The organism is Gordonia sp. C13, assembly GCF_023218005.1.
GTDB classification, from domain to species: domain Bacteria; phylum Actinomycetota; class Actinomycetes; order Mycobacteriales; family Mycobacteriaceae; genus Gordonia; species Gordonia namibiensis.
On record NZ_JALPSY010000023.1, the window covers coordinates 20,033 to 34,355 of the forward strand.

General features: G+C 69.4%; 16 protein-coding genes. 12 read left to right on the forward strand and 4 right to left on the reverse strand.

Annotated elements, in window-relative coordinates:
- The first annotated feature begins 44 nt into the window (after window positions 1-44).
- The 5 genes from M1L58_RS16910 to M1L58_RS16930 all read left to right on the forward strand — a co-directional run bounded on the left by M1L58_RS16910 (window position 45) and on the right by M1L58_RS16930 (window position 4,062).
- Window positions 45-383, forward strand: a complete 339-nt coding sequence (locus M1L58_RS16910; RefSeq protein ID WP_248659778.1) for a hypothetical protein — start codon at window positions 45-47, stop codon at window positions 381-383.
- Between the two features lie 337 nt (window positions 384-720).
- Complete coding sequence (locus tag M1L58_RS16915) at window positions 721-1,737, forward strand: D-2-hydroxyacid dehydrogenase (protein WP_248659779.1); 1,017 nt, start codon at window positions 721-723, stop codon at window positions 1,735-1,737.
- A 46-nt stretch (window positions 1,738-1,783) separates the two neighbouring features.
- Entirely contained in the window at window positions 1,784-2,701 is a 918-nt protein-coding gene (locus tag M1L58_RS16920) for a hypothetical protein (protein WP_006867938.1), read from the forward strand.
- A 100-nt stretch (window positions 2,702-2,801) separates the two neighbouring features.
- Window positions 2,802-3,383 (forward strand): orotate phosphoribosyltransferase, encoded by a 582-nt coding sequence (pyrE, locus tag M1L58_RS16925; RefSeq protein ID WP_143932347.1) that lies wholly within the window; start codon window positions 2,802-2,804, stop codon window positions 3,381-3,383.
- The gene (locus tag M1L58_RS16930; RefSeq protein ID WP_005197917.1) at window positions 3,376-4,062 is read left to right on the forward strand and encodes a TrmH family RNA methyltransferase; all 687 of its coding nucleotides are present in this window, start codon (window positions 3,376-3,378) and stop codon (window positions 4,060-4,062) included. Before pyrE ends, M1L58_RS16930 begins: the two co-directional genes overlap by 8 nt.
- A gap of 4 nt (window positions 4,063-4,066) precedes the next feature.
- Here the strand turns inward: M1L58_RS16930 and M1L58_RS16935 are convergent, their stop codons facing one another.
- Window positions 4,067-4,798: a DedA family protein gene (locus M1L58_RS16935; protein ID WP_119033171.1), complete on the reverse strand. Its 732-nt coding sequence runs from the start codon at window positions 4,796-4,798 to the stop codon at window positions 4,067-4,069.
- Between the two features lie 123 nt (window positions 4,799-4,921).
- On the opposite strand from M1L58_RS16935, the gene M1L58_RS16940 reads away from it, so the two are divergent.
- The 4 genes from M1L58_RS16940 (at window position 4,922) to fbaA (ending at window position 8,216) form a co-directional block, all read left to right on the forward strand.
- Entirely contained in the window at window positions 4,922-5,194 is a 273-nt protein-coding gene (locus M1L58_RS16940) for an FAD-dependent oxidoreductase (RefSeq protein WP_248659780.1), read from the forward strand.
- Between the two features lie 280 nt (window positions 5,195-5,474).
- Window positions 5,475-6,572 (forward strand): GMC oxidoreductase, encoded by a 1,098-nt coding sequence (locus tag M1L58_RS16945; RefSeq protein ID WP_248659781.1) that lies wholly within the window; start codon window positions 5,475-5,477, stop codon window positions 6,570-6,572.
- Between the two features lie 100 nt (window positions 6,573-6,672).
- Window positions 6,673-7,008 (forward strand): hypothetical protein, encoded by a 336-nt coding sequence (locus M1L58_RS16950; protein WP_248659782.1) that lies wholly within the window; start codon window positions 6,673-6,675, stop codon window positions 7,006-7,008.
- A gap of 170 nt (window positions 7,009-7,178) precedes the next feature.
- On the forward strand, window positions 7,179-8,216 hold the full coding sequence (gene fbaA / locus M1L58_RS16955) for a class II fructose-bisphosphate aldolase (protein ID WP_143932349.1): 1,038 nt from the start codon (window positions 7,179-7,181) through the stop codon (window positions 8,214-8,216).
- Between the two features lie 78 nt (window positions 8,217-8,294).
- On the opposite strand, the gene M1L58_RS16960 is transcribed toward fbaA, so the two are convergent.
- The 3 genes from M1L58_RS16960 to M1L58_RS16970 form a co-directional block, all read right to left on the reverse strand.
- Window positions 8,295-9,023, reverse strand: coding sequence for a hemerythrin domain-containing protein (locus tag M1L58_RS16960; protein WP_006867945.1), 729 nt, complete (start codon window positions 9,021-9,023; stop codon window positions 8,295-8,297).
- A 120-nt stretch (window positions 9,024-9,143) separates the two neighbouring features.
- Window positions 9,144-9,461: a hypothetical protein gene (locus M1L58_RS16965; protein ID WP_248659783.1), complete on the reverse strand. Its 318-nt coding sequence runs from the start codon at window positions 9,459-9,461 to the stop codon at window positions 9,144-9,146.
- Window positions 9,458-11,545, reverse strand: coding sequence for an Rv0361 family membrane protein (locus M1L58_RS16970; RefSeq protein ID WP_248659784.1), 2,088 nt, complete (start codon window positions 11,543-11,545; stop codon window positions 9,458-9,460). The genes M1L58_RS16965 and M1L58_RS16970 overlap by 4 nt, the downstream gene beginning before the upstream one ends.
- 168 nt (window positions 11,546-11,713) lie before the next feature.
- Between M1L58_RS16970 and M1L58_RS16975 the strand changes: the two genes are divergently transcribed.
- The 3 genes from M1L58_RS16975 (at window position 11,714) to M1L58_RS16985 (ending at window position 14,282) form a co-directional block, all read left to right on the forward strand.
- A complete protein-coding gene (locus M1L58_RS16975; RefSeq protein WP_248659785.1) occupies window positions 11,714-12,160 on the forward strand; it encodes a DUF3151 domain-containing protein in 447 nt (148 codons plus the stop codon).
- Window positions 12,161-12,179: 19 nt separating this feature from the next.
- Window positions 12,180-13,301, forward strand: coding sequence for an FUSC family protein (locus tag M1L58_RS16980; protein ID WP_006867949.1), 1,122 nt, complete (start codon window positions 12,180-12,182; stop codon window positions 13,299-13,301).
- Between the two features lie 69 nt (window positions 13,302-13,370).
- Window positions 13,371-14,282, forward strand: coding sequence for a cation diffusion facilitator family transporter (locus tag M1L58_RS16985; protein WP_006867950.1), 912 nt, complete (start codon window positions 13,371-13,373; stop codon window positions 14,280-14,282).
- The last annotated feature ends 41 nt before the right edge of the window (window positions 14,283-14,323 follow it).

Sequence of the window (14,323 nt, forward strand, 5' to 3'; positions counted from 1 at the left end):
TCCGCTGGGCGCGAGATCCTGGGGGCGTAGCGCTTGCGCGGGGAGTGCTCTTCTTCCGGCAGGTCGCACCGTCTGACGTATCTGGTGCGAGGGTCGTCACCGACGGTGCGCTGTATGAGGGAGCGTGCGACGGTTCTGCCGACGAAATGGATGAGGACGGCGCCGACGCGGATGGAATAGATGAGGACGGCGCCGACGCCAACGGCACAGAAGTCTGGGACGAGGGAGCGTCGTCGTCCGTCGGCGTGCTTGTTTCAGGTGCCGGCGTTCCCGGCGACGGCGTTGAAGGAGCCGCAGGCGTCTCGATTGTCGTGCTAGTGGTAGCCGGCACCCGCCCGGCGGGGGTGTTGACGGTGCGCCGGTGTGGTTGGCGCCTCTGGTGAGCGGCCTGTCCCGACGGTCCCTATCTTGGTTGGGCACGCAGCGATTGATCGGTTCGCAGATCGGTTCGCCGCCCCTCCCGCGGTCCCGCTCCACGGCGGCATGGTGTTGAGGTCTTGGTACTGGATGCCTCCGGTGCCGTCGACCGGACACCGGAGGCGCGCAAGGTCCTCGCGGTCTACAACGGTCTGGTGGGGGCTTTCGCCAGCGGCGCACTTGTCGGGGCGGTCTGCACCCGGCTGATGGACGCGCCGCCGGGGGAACTTCTGATTTCCTCGCGGGGACGCTGCTGCTCTTCGTCATCGACGAGCGCGCCGATCCGTCACCTACGGTGGGGTCATGACCCCGCACGCGCCCGTGGTTGCCCTGCTGATCTCTCCCGACGACCCCCCGCCGGGAAACCTCGCCGAGATCGAGGAGCTCGCGACGGTACGGCTCTGCACGGCAGGCGATCTCGGTTCCGCACTGCCGGGTGCGGACGTACTCGTGCTGTGGGACTTCTTCTCCCGCGGGCTCGCCGACCACTGGGGTGAGGCGACGGCATCGTTGCGCTGGGTACATGTCTGCGCCGCGGGTGTCGACTCGTTGCTCTTTGACGAACTGAAGGCCTCCGACGTGGTGGTGACCAACGCTCACGGTGTCTTCGACCGTCCCATCGCCGAGTTCGTCCTGGCGTCGATCCTGGCCCGCGACAAGCGTTTACACGAGTCGATGGCGCTGCAACGCGATCGCGTGTGGAAGCATCGGGAGACCGTCGGGACGTCGCGGAGTTCCGCGCTCGTGATCGGTACCGGCGGGATCGGTCGCGCGACCGCACAGCTGCTCCGTGCCGTAGGGATGCACGTCGTCGGCGGCGGTCGCACCGCACGGGAGTCCGACCCCGACTTCGGCCGGGTCATCGCCACCGCCGATCTCGCCGACCATGTCGGCCACTTCGACAACGTGGTCACCATCGCGCCGTTGACTCCGCAGACCGCCGGGATGATCGACGCGGACGTGCTCGCGGCGATGAAACCGGGCGCGCACCTGATCAATGTGGGCCGCGGCGAACTGGTCGACGAGCCTGCGCTCATCGACGCGCTGCGGTCCGGGCACCTCGGCGCGGCCTCGCTCGACGTGTTCGCCACCGAACCGCTGCCCGCCGACAGCGAGCTGTGGGATCTGCCGGGTGTCGCGATCTCTGCCCATATGAGCGGCGACGCGCTCGGCTGGCGTGAGGCGCTGTCGGAACAGGTCCTCGAGAACCTGCGCCGATACGTCGGGCTGGACGACGCCGCCGACGGTGGCGTCCTCGCCGAGACGCTGGTCAACGTCGTCGACAAAGAACGCGGCTACATATCGGCCACACGACGATAGGGCGGATGACGTCGTCGCGGCCCGGCCGATAGTAGGCTGTAGCGCGATGACCACCGTCTATTTCCTGATCGCCGCCGTGGCACTCGCGGGTGCCGGCGTCCTGTTGTGGCTCGACCGGCAGCGGTCGAGCGTCGCGCGGCACCAGCGTGCGATCTGGGGGGATGAGCACGAGTTCAAGTTCCGCGAGACGGACACCAAGCTGCGCAAGGTGTTTCGTCGGGCAACGATGAACGTCCCCGATCACGTCGAGGTCCGCGACGTCGCCTACGGCCGCTACGGCGGCGTGGAGACCGTCGTCTTCGATCTCGCCGAGACCGCGACCGTGATCGCCGTCCGCCGGTCCTCGCCGTCGCCCGTTGTCGTCGACCTGCGTCACGAGGACGTGCTGGCACCCGCCGAGGAGGACGTCGAACTCCTCGGTGCGATGGGTCCGCGCGTCATGTTCTCCAACAACCTCGACGTCGCCCGTCGCGTGTGCGACCGGCGGATGGTCGCCCTGGCCAACAAGGCACCGGCGTTCGTCGAGGTGCTGTGGAACGAGGGCAACTGGGCGCTCGGCTCGCTGCCGCTGACCAACGATCCCGCCACGCTCAACACCGGCCTCGAGGTGGTCCGGCGTTTCGCCGACCTGCTGCGCGTCCTTCCCCCGATGCGCGAACCCGAGGACTCGCCCGATCCTCGCGACCCTCACGGACCCACGCGTGCCGAACTCGCCGACGAGAAGACCGAGTCGATGCGCGACAAGCGCCGTCGGCAGGCCGCGGCGGCTCCCGCAACCGAGGCGTCCCCGGCCGCCAAGCCGGCTGCCCCGGTTCGCAAGCCACCGCCGGCGACCGGTACCTCGTCGACGACGGGCCGGGGCATGGCTCCGATGCCGGTCCGAGGGTCTGCAGCGCGCAAGTCCGAGGAGGCGCCCCGCCGGGCCGAGGACGCCGGCGAGCGGCCCAATCGCCACCGCAGCTGAGCGACAGGGCTCATCCGACGCCCCCCCGCGGGCACCGTAGGGTAATCGTCATCCAATGCACACCGGCCGACAGCCGGAGAGTTCGAGAGTGAGTGGTCGCATGTCCTCGTCAAGCCCGGTTTCCGACGGCACGCCGCCCCAGGTCGACGCTGCGGCGCGGGCACGACTCGCCGAACTGGTCCGCGAACTCGCCGTCGTGCACGGCAAGGTGACTCTGTCCTCCGGCAAGGAGGCCGACTACTACGTCGACCTTCGGCGCGCGACCCTGCATCACGAGGCCTCCCGCCTGATCGGCCGGTTGATGCGCGAGCTGACCGCCGACTGGGACTACGTCGCCGTGGGCGGCCTGACGCTCGGCGCCGACCCGGTCGCGACGTCGATCATGCATGCCGACGGCCGTGACATCGACGCCTTCGTGGTGCGCAAGGCCGCGAAGGCCCACGGCATGCAGCGTCGTATCGAAGGACCGGACATCGTCGGGCGCAACGTGCTCGTCGTCGAGGACACCAGCACGACGGGAGCCTCGCCCTCGACCGCGGTGGAGGCCGTGCGCGAGATCGGCGGCGAGGTCGTCGGCGTCGCGACCGTCGTCGACCGTGCGACCGGCGCGGACGCGGTCATCACCGGGCTGGGGGTGCCCTACCGCTCGCTGCTCGGCCTGAGCGATCTCGGCCTTGCCTGACACACCCGATCCGCACGCCGGGGTCGCCGGCCCCACCGAGTGGGTGACGGGACCCCCGGTCGGCGTCGGCCCCTGGTCGGTCGAACACCCTGATGAGCCGATCCCGGACGACGACCACCTCGATCCCGAGCTGCTCGCGAACGGCGACACCCGCAACGTCGTCGACGCGTACCGGTACTGGAAGCGCGAGGCCATCGTCGCCGACATCGACACACGTCGGCACCCGCTGCACGTCGCCATCGAGAACTTCGCCCACGACGCCAACATCGGCACCGTCGTACGTACCGCGAACGCTTTTGCCGTCGCGGCGGTCCACATCGTCGGACGACGCCGCTGGAACCGGCGCGGCGCGATGGTCACCGACCGCTACCAGCATCTGATGCACCATGACACGGTCGGCGACCTGCTCGACTGGGCGCGCGGAGAAGGTCTGTCGGTCGTCGCAGTGGACAACACCCCGGGATCCCGGCCGCTGGAGACCGTGGAACTACCGCGCGAATGCGTGCTGCTGTTCGGTCAGGAAGGTCCCGGCGTGAGCGACGATGCCCAGCGGCAGGCCGACATGACGGTGTCGATCGCGCAGTTCGGGTCGACCCGCAGCATCAACGCCGGCGTCGCCGCCGGGATCGCCATGCACGCATGGGTCCGGCAGCACGCCGATCTGGATCAGGCCTGGTAGGCGCCTACTCGGCCGGGGGAGTGGGCGCGGGGTCCTTCGACGGTGCCAGGGGCTCCTCCTCGACGACCCCCTTACGGGCACGCAGGATGCGCTTGCCGATTTCCGAGATGATCGGGAGCACCGACACGAGGACGATCAGCAGGAAGATGTAGTCGACGTTGTCTCGGATGAACTCGATCTGGCCGAGGAAGTAACCGAGCAGGGTCACACCCGCACCCCAGGCGACCGCGCCGATGATGTTGTAGGTCAGGAAGACGGGGTACCGCATGCGGGCGGCACCGGCGACCAGCGGCGCGTAAGTGCGGACGATCGGGACGAAGCGGGCCAGGATGATCGTGACCGGGCCGTGCTTCTCGAAGAACTCGTGGGCCTCGTTGATGTAGGACTCCTTGAGCACCCGCGCATTCGGTTTGAACAGGGTGTACCCGAGTTTCTTGCCGATCCAGTACCCGACCTGATCGCCCAGGAAAGCGGCGATCGGGATGGTGACCAGCAGCACCCAGAGTGGGGCGAAGGGCTCGATTTCCGCCGACTTCGCGGCCACGATCAGGCCGGCGGTGAAGAGCAGGGAGTCGCCCGGCAGCAGCGGGAACAGCAGACCCGACTCGATGAACACCACCAAGAGCAGACCCGCCAGCATCCAGGTGCCGAACGAGTTGAGCAGGTTGACCGGGTCCAGGAATCCCGGCAGAAGCGCCAGGTTGGTGGTCGTGGTGGCAAGTGCTGAGTCGATCACGGGATCCCAGAGTACCCACGAATGCGACCTGGGCGGAATCTCGCGACCTCCGCGACGACGAATCGCGCCGTCCACGGGACGGTCCCGACCGCCATCCCGCCCCGCCCGAACTAAGCTCCTCGCATGATGTCCGGTTCGTCGAACGACCCCTCCCCACACCCCTCCGCAGCCTCCCGCGACACCGCCGACGTGATCGTGGTGGGCAGCGGGTTCGGTGGCGCCGTCGCGGCATTGCGGCTGGCCGAGCAGGGTCGGCGCGTGCTGGTGCTCGAACAGGGTCGTCGGCACACGCCCGAGGATCTCCTCGCCGCCCGCAGCGACCCGCGCAAGTACCTGTGGATGCCGGAGCTGGGGTTGAGGGGCTTCTTCTGGCAGCGGGTGCTGCGACACGTCTGAATCATCGGCGGCGCAGGTGTGGGAGGCGGCAGCATCGTGTGGGCCGGGGTACTCCTGGAACCCAAAGAGGAGTTCTTCACCGACCCCGCCTGGCCCGAGGTGGCAGACGGCTGGCGCGCCCAGCTGACCGAGCACTACCGCACCGCCGCCCGCATGCTGGGGCGCGAGACGACGCGGTTCGTCGGCGAGATGGACCGCCATCTTGAGACCACCGCCGAGAAGATGGGCGCAGGACAGACATACGGTCCCACGCCCATGGCGATCTGGTTCGGTGCGCCCGGTGAGGAGGGCGTCACCGTCCCCGACCCCGTTCTTCGACGGCGAGGGCCCGGTTCGCACCGGGTGCCGACGCTGCGGAGCCTGCCTGATCGGCTGCCCGTACGGCAGCAAAAACACCCTGGACCTGAACTATCTGTGGCTCGCCGAGCGCCGGGGAGCCCGGATCCGCCCGGAGACCCGCGTCGAGACCGTGGCCGCGATGCCCGAGGGCGGATACGAGGTGCACACCGCCGACGGCGAGGTCCTGCGCGCGGCCGAGGTGGTGCTGGCCGCGGGCGTGCTGGGCACGGTCGAGTTGTTGTTCCGCTCCCGCGAGCAGGGGCTGCTGCCGCACGTCTCACCTCGATTGGGTCACGGGGTGCGCACCAACTCGGAGGCCATCACCGCGGTTCTAGCCGACGATCCGGACGCCGATCTCACCCGAGGCCCGACCATCTCCAGCGAGTTCTATCCGGACGAGGCCACGCACGTCACCCAGAACCGGTACGTCGGCGGCTGGCACATGCGGCTGCAACTCGGCCCGCTGGTCGACGGTGAGGTTCCCGCCCGGCGGCGGCGCGCGGCGCTGGCGGAGCTCGGCCGCCACCCGTTCCGGCAGCTCCGGCTGATGACCGCGCGCAATTTCATCGAGCGTCTCAGCGTGTTCACGGTGATGCAGAATGTGGAGAACGAGATCCGCCTGGTGATGGACCGCTCCCCGGTCACCCCGTGGCGCCGCGTCCTGCGGTCCCGCACCGGCGGGGGTGCCCCCGCCCCGAGCTACCTGCCGCAGGCCAACGAGGTGGCCCGGCGGTTCGCAGAGTCGGCGGGCGGCCGGCCCCTCAACCTGCTGTTGGAGAGCGTGGGCGGCAAGTCCATCACCGCGCACGTGCTCGGCGGGGCCGCGATGGGGGCCGACGCCTCCGACGGCGTGATCGACACCGACCACCAGGTGTTCGGCCATCCCGGGCTCTACGTGGTGGACGGCTCGTCGATCCCGGCGAACGTGGGCGTCAACCCCAGCCTGACCATCACCGCCATGGCCGAGCGGTTCGCCGCCCGCTACCGTGCTCGCCGGACCTCGTCACCCGACCACGCCTCGAGCATCGGAGCACAGTGACCACCACCCTGCCCACCTCCCTGGGTCGCCTGCGCACCCTGTTCTCGGAGGCGACGCCCCGACCACGCTGCCCGCCCCGGGCGACTACCTCATCACCTTCGTGGGACCGGCCCCTCTGAAGGCGGTGGCGCCGCGGGCGATCGCGCTCGGCGGGATGCGGGGCTGGCGCGGGAAGCGGTTCGCCACCGGGGGCGACGCCGTCAACCTGGTCGACGACGCCGACGGCTCCCTCCGCGAGCTGATGCCCATGCAGGTGACGCTCGAGCCCTCATGGCTCGAAGACCGCCCGGTCATCGTGTGTTCGTACGGGCAGGACGGGCCGATGCCGTGGCGGTGGGTCCGCGACGAGTTCCGGGCACTCGACGACCACCGGCTGCTCGGGCTGACCTTCGCCGGCAGCCGGTGGTCCGCGCCGTTGCTGCTCACCCGCGCCTGAGTCGAGGACGGTGCAGGTCCGGGGCCCAATGGTGGGCGCACCCGCCGGTGTGGCACCTGCCATACTGAGGGAAGTCCGGCCGCGGGAAGTCCGGCTGCTCGCCACGGAGAACAACCGACGGCGAGAGAACCCGAACACCAGAGCACATCAACACCCTGGAGGATTCGTCGATGCCCATTGCAACCCCGGAGCAGTACGCCGAGATGTTCGACAAGGCGAAGAAGGGTGGTTACGCATTCCCCGCGATCAACTGCACCTCGTCGTCGACCATCAACGCCGCGATCAAGGGCTTCGCCGACGCCGGCAGTGACGGCATCATCCAGTTCTCGACCGGTGGTGCCGAGTTCGGTTCGGGCCAGGGTGTCAAGGACATGGTGACCGGTGCCGTGGCACTCGCCGAGTTCGCACACGTCGTCGCCGCCAAGTACGACGTCCTCATCGGCCTGCACACCGACCACTGCCCCAAGGACAAGCTGGACACCTACGTGCGTCCGCTGCTGCAGATCTCGCAGGAGCGCGTCGACGCCGGCCAGAACCCGCTGTTCCAGTCGCACATGTGGGACGGCAGTGCCGTGCCGCTCGACGAGAACCTGGAGATCGCCAAGGAGCTCCTCGCCAAGGCGGGCGCGGCCAACATCATCCTGGAGATCGAGATCGGCGTGGTCGGCGGTGAGGAGGACGGCGTCGAGAACGAGATCAACGACAAGCTGTTCACCACCCCCGAGGATTTCGAGAAGACCATCGAGGCACTGGGCGCCAGCGACTCGGGCAACCGCTACCTGCTCGCCGCCACCTTCGGCAACGTCCACGGCGTCTACAAGCCGGGCAACGTCAAGCTGCGTCCCGACGTGCTGAACACCGGCCAGGAGGTTGCCGCCAAGAAGCTGGGTCTGGCCGACGGTGCCAAGCCCTTCGACTTCGTCTTCCATGGCGGCTCGGGCTCGTTGAAGAGCGAGATCGACGAGGCGCTGAGCTACGGCGTGGTGAAGATGAACGTCGACACCGACACCCAGTACGCCTACACCCGCCCGGTTGCCGGCCACATGTTCGCCAACTACGACGGCGTCCTCAAGGTCGACGGCGACGTGGGCAACAAGAAGGTCTACGACCCGCGCAGCTGGTCCAAGAAGGCCGAGGCCAGCATGAGCGAGCGTGTCGTCGAGGCGTGCAACGACCTCAAGTCGAACGGCAAGTCGCTGACCGCCTGATCGTCTGACACTTCTGCCCGCACCCTTTCGAGGGTGCGGGCAGAACTGTTTTCGGGCCCCGGTCGATCACGGCCGGGGTCAGCGTCGGTGCTTTCCGGCGTGGGATGTCCTGGTCGCGGGCCGTTCGCCCCGCGTCAGCGGCGGGATGTGTTCGATGGCACCCGCGGCGGTCGCGACGATGCGACTGGTCGAGCGAGCCGCCGACGACCAGGGTCGGTCAGTGCGCGCGGTCGCGTCGAGCAGGTCGCGGAAACGATCCAGCGCGGTGAGCGGTGCCGCGGCGATCGCGTTACCCGGAGGGCGTCGGGCCACCACCGGGTGCGGCCGCGTGGGAGCGGTGGAGCGGACGATCTGCCACCACGTGCCCAGGCGCACGAGTTCGTCGCGGTCGGTCGCCTCCTGTAGCCGGGGGAGCAGGACGTCCTCCTCGTCGCGGACGTCTTCCCGTAGGAGACGGACGATCTCGGCGAACAGTCGGTGGTGCTCGTCGGAGTCGACGTCAAGGGTTTCCAGCGAGGTGAAAAGCTCGTTGATCGCCTGGTGCTCCTTCTCGATCTCGAGCGTGAGCTGCTCCCCGTCGGCGAGGCGGCGGCGGATCGCCGGCCACAGCACGGCCTCTTCGGCGAAGGCGTGGGGGAAGACGAGTCGGCACAGCTCGTTCAGAACTGCCTCGCGGTCGTGTCCGGAGGCGCCCTCGGCGGCCTTGATCAGACGGTCCAGTTCGATGTGGTCCCGCTTCTGGCGGCTCAGGACGGAGCGGCGTCCACCCAGTTCGTCTTCGGTCTGGTCGGCCAGTGATCGGGGCATGGCGTTCCTCCCGGGAGTTCAGCGGGTGCCACGCAGCGGGCTCGACGTGGGGTTCGATCCGGCGCTTACCCGACAACCGGGAGGTGAAACGGCGGGGAGGTGAAACGGCGGTGACCCGGGTCAGGAGGTCAGCAACCCGACCATCACCGCCACCGCAAGCGCGATCATCACGAGCGCGGAGACGAGGACCGCGGGATCGGTGCGTGACCCGGAACGTCCACTCGTACTCCCGGGGCGGGTGGGCCGGATACGCCGCGACGGGCCGCTCGACACCGGCGGTGGTGTGGTCGGCGGTGTCGGGCGCCGAGGGGTGAAGTACACGGGCACGTCCGCTGACTGCTCCTGGTACGCCAGGGCGTCGTACCCGAGCGGGTCCGGCGCATGTGGCGGCGGCGGGGGTGTGGTCGACGGGGGACCCCACCCCTGACCGCCGGTCACGTGGGGTTGCACACCTTCCAGTCATCACCTTCGCGCTGCAGGTTCAGCGTCACCGTCTCAGGGGTCTCCGGCGAGCTCGTGTGCACCGCGACGACCTCGACGACCGCCAGATCGCCGCCCTCGACGACCCGGACGGCGTTGATCGCCTGGGTCTGGACGAGCTCGTTGCGGGCCTTCTGCGCGTCGTAGGTCTTCTGGTAGGCGGCGTCGTCGAAGTCCTCGTAGAAGGCGTGCAGCTCACCACACGTGACCGACCGCAGGGTCTCGAGGTCGCCCTCGTACAGCGCGGTCGTGTAGTCGAGCGCCACCTCGGCGGCCTCGTCGGCCGGAGGGGTGGCCGTCATGTTCTGGTAGGCGAAGATGCCGCCGATGGCCGCCACGATCACCACGATGAGCGCGATGACCGCGATCAGCGGGCCCTTGCCGCGCTTCTTGGTGGTCTTCGACGGCTTGCTGCCGGGGATGACCTGCGGCTGCTGGGTCGTGGTCGTCCACTCACCGGTCGACGGCGCGGCGACCGCGGGTTCGGGAACGGTGTCGGTGCGCTCGTCCGGCGTCGCTGCCTTGGCTCCGGCCGCGGTCGCACCTGCAGCCGCGGCCGCAGCCGGGATGACCTTCGTGGCGGCATCGGAATCGTCGGCGGGCTCGTCTGCCGGCGCAGCCGTCGCGTGATCGTCCTCGACCTTCGCCAGCGACATCGCCTCGGTGGGTGCCTCTGCCGGCGCCTCGTCGTCGGTCGGGGTGCCGTCAGCTTCTTCGGTCTCGGCGACCTCTGGCTCGGCGACCTCTGGCTCGGCGACCTCTGGCTCAGCTGCCTCGGGTTCGGCGACCTCGGGTTCGGTCGGCTCGAGCTCCGCTGCGGGTTCCCCGACCTCGTCAGTGGACTCGACGGGCTCCTCGGTCTCGGTTGCGATCTCGGTGTCGGCTTCGTCTGCTGCCGGGCTTGATCCGGCGTCGGCGACGGAATCCTCGGACTCGGCTTCGGCGTCGGTCTGGTCGGCGACCTCCTCGCCCGGGTTCTCGTCCTCGGTCTCGTCGGTACCACCGGCCACGGCAGCACCGGCGGCCGCCGCACCCACGGCGCCGGCCGCGACCGCAGCTGCGCCTGCCCGGGACTCGTCGGTGTCGTCAGCGTCGGCGGTTTCCGTGATCTCCGTCTCGTCGGCGGCCTCTCCGGTCGACTCAGCGGTCTCCGTCTCGCCCGCGTCCGTCTCGTCCGTGCCCGGTGCTTCTGCGTCCGCCGGCTCGGCGGCGTCGTCCTGCTCCGCAGGCTCAGGCTCGTCGGCCGCAACCTCGTCGGCTTCCTCGGCCTCGGCTTGCGGCTCGGGCGCCGCGGAGGTCGCATCGATGTCGTCGAGATCCTCGAGCTCGCTCGGGTCGGGGAGATCCTCACGGCGGATCACCGTGGTCTTGGAGTCGCTCGGCCCCAGGCGGGCGGGCTTGCTCACCGGCTCGGCCGGCGCCTCCTCCGCGTCGGCCGGTTCGGTATCGGGAGTGTCGGCGTCATCGGTGCCGAGAGGATCGATCGAGTCCAGATCTTCGAGATCCTCCGGCGACGGCAGGTTGTCGCGGCTGATGATCTGAGTCGCACCGTCGATCCCGCGCCCACCCTTGGGCTTCGGCGCCTTGGCCGGGGCCTTCTCCGCGGGGGCCTGCGCGTCCGAAGCGTCGGTGCCGGTGTCCGCCGCGTCGTCGGCCCGGTTCTCGGCGGTGTCGTTCTGGGTGGGATCGTCCACGGCTTGCTCGTGGCCCTCTCTGCTGGTGCTCTGGTTCTCGGCGTCGTCGCCGGTCGGAACAGTATCCGGGGTGGTGTCCGCGATGTCCGGACGCGATCGGGAATCCCGGTCGGTTTCCGTCGCGGGTTCGGGTGGCCGGGCCGGGGCGGTGTCCGGTGTGTCGCCCGGACCTGCGTCGGGTCGGCCGGTGAGGTCGCGACGTGCATCCGCGCCACCAGGGGCTGCCGCGGCCGGCCCGGCGGCGGCGGCCGATTGACCGCTCCGTCGTGAACGACGTTCGTCCCGGGCCTGGCGCAGCGTCGAAAGTGCTTTGGTGACAGCGGCTCTCGGCTTGTCGGATCGAGCCATCGACTGATCACCCCGCATTCTGCCCATCGCATGGTTTCGGCCCGGCCACCGAGTAGCCCGGTGGCAGGACCGATTGCGCCATTCACCCTAGCGAATCGTCGGCAGGTCCAGCACTACGGCATTCGGTCGATGCGGTCACCCGAGCGGCCTCGATGCTTGAATGGGTACATGACGTCTTTCGGAGATCTCCTCGGCCCGCAACCGGTTCTGCTCACCGGCGACGACGACGCCGAGTCGGACCTGCTCAACGGGGCAGTCCCGGCCGAGGCCGCGGCCGCCCATCCCACCGCCTCCATCGCCTGGGCGTATCTCGCCGAGGCGGCCCTCGAGACCTCGACCGCAGCCGGCGAGGCCGGCGACACCGGTGCGGTCATCGCCGCCTACGCCTACGCGCGGACCGGTTACCACCGCGGGCTCGACCAGCTGCGTCGGCACGGTTGGAAGGGCTTCGGTCCCGTCCCGTGGAGTCATGAACCCAACCGCGGATTCCTGCGATGCGTAGGCGCTCTCGCCCGGGCCGCCGAACTGATCGGGGAAGAGGACGAGCACCTGCGTTGCCTCGACCTCCTCAACGACAGCGACCCCAGGGCGGCCGCCGAGCTCGGCCTGGTCTGACCGACCCGCGACTCGTCGAATGTCGGCAGCCGCGAGCGGTTCGTTCCCGCGCAGGGTCTACGACTCCCTGCCTGCAACGCTGAGACGACGCCTTCGTCGTTTGAGGATCTCCCTGATCCCGATCGTCCAGTGTGCGCTGGCGGCGGGAATCGCCTGGTGGGTCGCGACGCACGTCTTCGCGCATCCCGACCCGTTCTTCGCCCCCATTGCGGCGGTCATATCGCTGGGACTGGGCCTGGGACGCCGCTGGCGCCGGTCGGTCGAGCTCGTCGGCGGTGTCGCGATCGGCATCCTCGTCGGCGACCTCTTCATCGGCTGGGTCGGTGAGGGCGCCTGGCAGATCATGGTGGTCGTCATCCTGGCGATGTCGCTGGCGGTCGTGCTCGACGACGGGCTGCTGATCCCCATGCAGGCGGCGTCGTCGGCGGTCCTGGTCGCGACCCTGCTGCCGCCCGGCGGGGTCGCCGGATTCCATCGTGCGCTCGACGCGTTGATCGGCGGGGTGCTCGGGATACTCGTGGCCGCGCTGTTCCCGGTGAACCCGGCCAACCGGGCGCGAGAAGACGCGGCCGGTGTGCTGCTCACCATCCGGGACACGGCGCGGTCGGTCGCCGAGGGGCTGCGCGCCGGCGATGCGGACACGATCGCCGCTGCGCTCGAGACCGCGCGCGGTACTCAGGCGGCCATCAACAAGATGCGCACCGACATGACCGGCGGCCGCGAGGTCACCCGCATCTCGCCGCTGTACTGGAGTTCGCGCGACCGGCTCGACCGACTGGTGAGGACCGCCGACCCGATCGACAACGCGGTCCGCAACTTCCGGATCATCGCGCGTAGATCCCTGGCCGTCACCCAGCGCGGAGAGCGGGTGCAGCCGGCGATCATCGAGATCATCGACGACGTGGGCGGCGCGTTCGAGGTGCTCCGGGAGATGATGCTGGCCGATCCCGGCGCGGATCCCGACCCCGTCGAGGCCGCTCGCGTCATCCGCTCGATCGTGCGCAAGGCGCGGACGGACCTGGCCGTGAACAGCCACCTCTCCGAGGCCGCGCTGCTCGCGGAGATCCGGTCCCTGCTCGTCGATCTGCTGATGATCGCCGGCCTACGACGCTCGTCGGCGCTCGCCACCCTCCGAAGCTGAGGCCGACACAACGGAGCGCGGTAGGCCTGTTGCCACATATGCGAACTTCCGCATATATTGACCGCCATCATGGGTCACTCACATTCGCATTCCCACACCCCGGGCGCCGGTGCCGCAGGGGAGCGGCGGCTGTGGCCGATGGCGCTTGCGGTCGCGCTCATCGGCGGGTTTTTCGTCGTGGAGCTCGTCACCGGCATCCTGGTCAACTCGCTCGCCCTGATCGCCGACGCGGGGCACATGCTCACCGACGTCGTCGCACTGATCATGGGTCTGATCGCGTTGCTGCTGGGTCGTCACGGCCGGACCACCGACACCCGTAGCTTCGGGTGGCATCGTGCCGAGGTGTTCACCGCCGTCGCCAATGCGGTACTGCTCATCGGAGTCGCGGCCTTCGTCCTGATCGAGGCGATCGAGCGCATCGGGAACGATCCGCAGGTCCCCGGCCTGACGCTGATCATCGTCGCCCTGCTGGGTCTGGCGGTGAACCTCGGGGTGATGCTCCTGCTCCGCGCCGACGCCAAGGAGTCCATCGCCGTCCGCGGCGCCTACCTCGAAGTCCTGGCCGACGCCGTCGGCAGCGTCGGGGTCCTGATCGCCGGCATCGTCGCGCTGACCACCGGCTGGGGCTACGCCGACATCGTGGTCGCGGTCCTCATCGCCCTGTGGGTGGTGCCGCGTGCGCTCCGGCTGGCGATCGACGCGCTGCGCATCCTCAACCAGCAGGCGCCGGCACACATCGACGTGGAGACGCTGCGCTCCGACCTCGCCGGTATCCCCACCGTCGACGATGTCCACGACCTGCACGTCTGGACCCTGACCACCGGCATGGACGTCGCCACCGTGCACCTGGGCAGCACCCGGCCGAACTCGGAGGTGCTGCCCGCCGCGCAGGCCGTCCTGGCCCGCCACGGTCTCGAGCACGCCACAGTGCAGGTCGACAACGACGATCAGGGACGATGTCGTGACGAGATGACGTGGTGAGTCCGCGTCGGTGAGTCGAAAATGTCGGGTATGCCTTAAAT

What these genes read in the sequence shown, in the direction of transcription:
- M1L58_RS16915 (WP_248659779.1), top strand. Translation starts at nt 721, where the DNA reads ATGACCCCGCACGCGCCCGTGGTTGCCCTGCTGATCTCTCCCGACGAC.
- M1L58_RS16920 (WP_006867938.1), top strand. Translation starts at nt 1,784, where the DNA reads ATGACCACCGTCTATTTCCTGATCGCCGCCGTGGCACTCGCGGGTGCC.
- pyrE (WP_143932347.1), top strand. Translation starts at nt 2,802, where the DNA reads ATGTCCTCGTCAAGCCCGGTTTCCGACGGCACGCCGCCCCAGGTCGAC.
- M1L58_RS16940 (WP_248659780.1), top strand. Translation starts at nt 4,922, where the DNA reads ATGATGTCCGGTTCGTCGAACGACCCCTCCCCACACCCCTCCGCAGCC.
- fbaA (WP_143932349.1), top strand. Translation starts at nt 7,179, where the DNA reads ATGCCCATTGCAACCCCGGAGCAGTACGCCGAGATGTTCGACAAGGCG.
- M1L58_RS16960 (WP_006867945.1), bottom strand. Translation starts at nt 9,023, where the DNA reads ATGCCCCGATCACTGGCCGACCAGACCGAAGACGAACTGGGTGGACGC.
- M1L58_RS16970 (WP_248659784.1), bottom strand. Translation starts at nt 11,545, where the DNA reads ATGGCTCGATCCGACAAGCCGAGAGCCGCTGTCACCAAAGCACTTTCG.
- M1L58_RS16975 (WP_248659785.1), top strand. Translation starts at nt 11,714, where the DNA reads ATGACGTCTTTCGGAGATCTCCTCGGCCCGCAACCGGTTCTGCTCACC.
- M1L58_RS16980 (WP_006867949.1), top strand. Translation starts at nt 12,180, where the DNA reads ATGTCGGCAGCCGCGAGCGGTTCGTTCCCGCGCAGGGTCTACGACTCC.
- M1L58_RS16985 (WP_006867950.1), top strand. Translation starts at nt 13,371, where the DNA reads ATGGGTCACTCACATTCGCATTCCCACACCCCGGGCGCCGGTGCCGCA.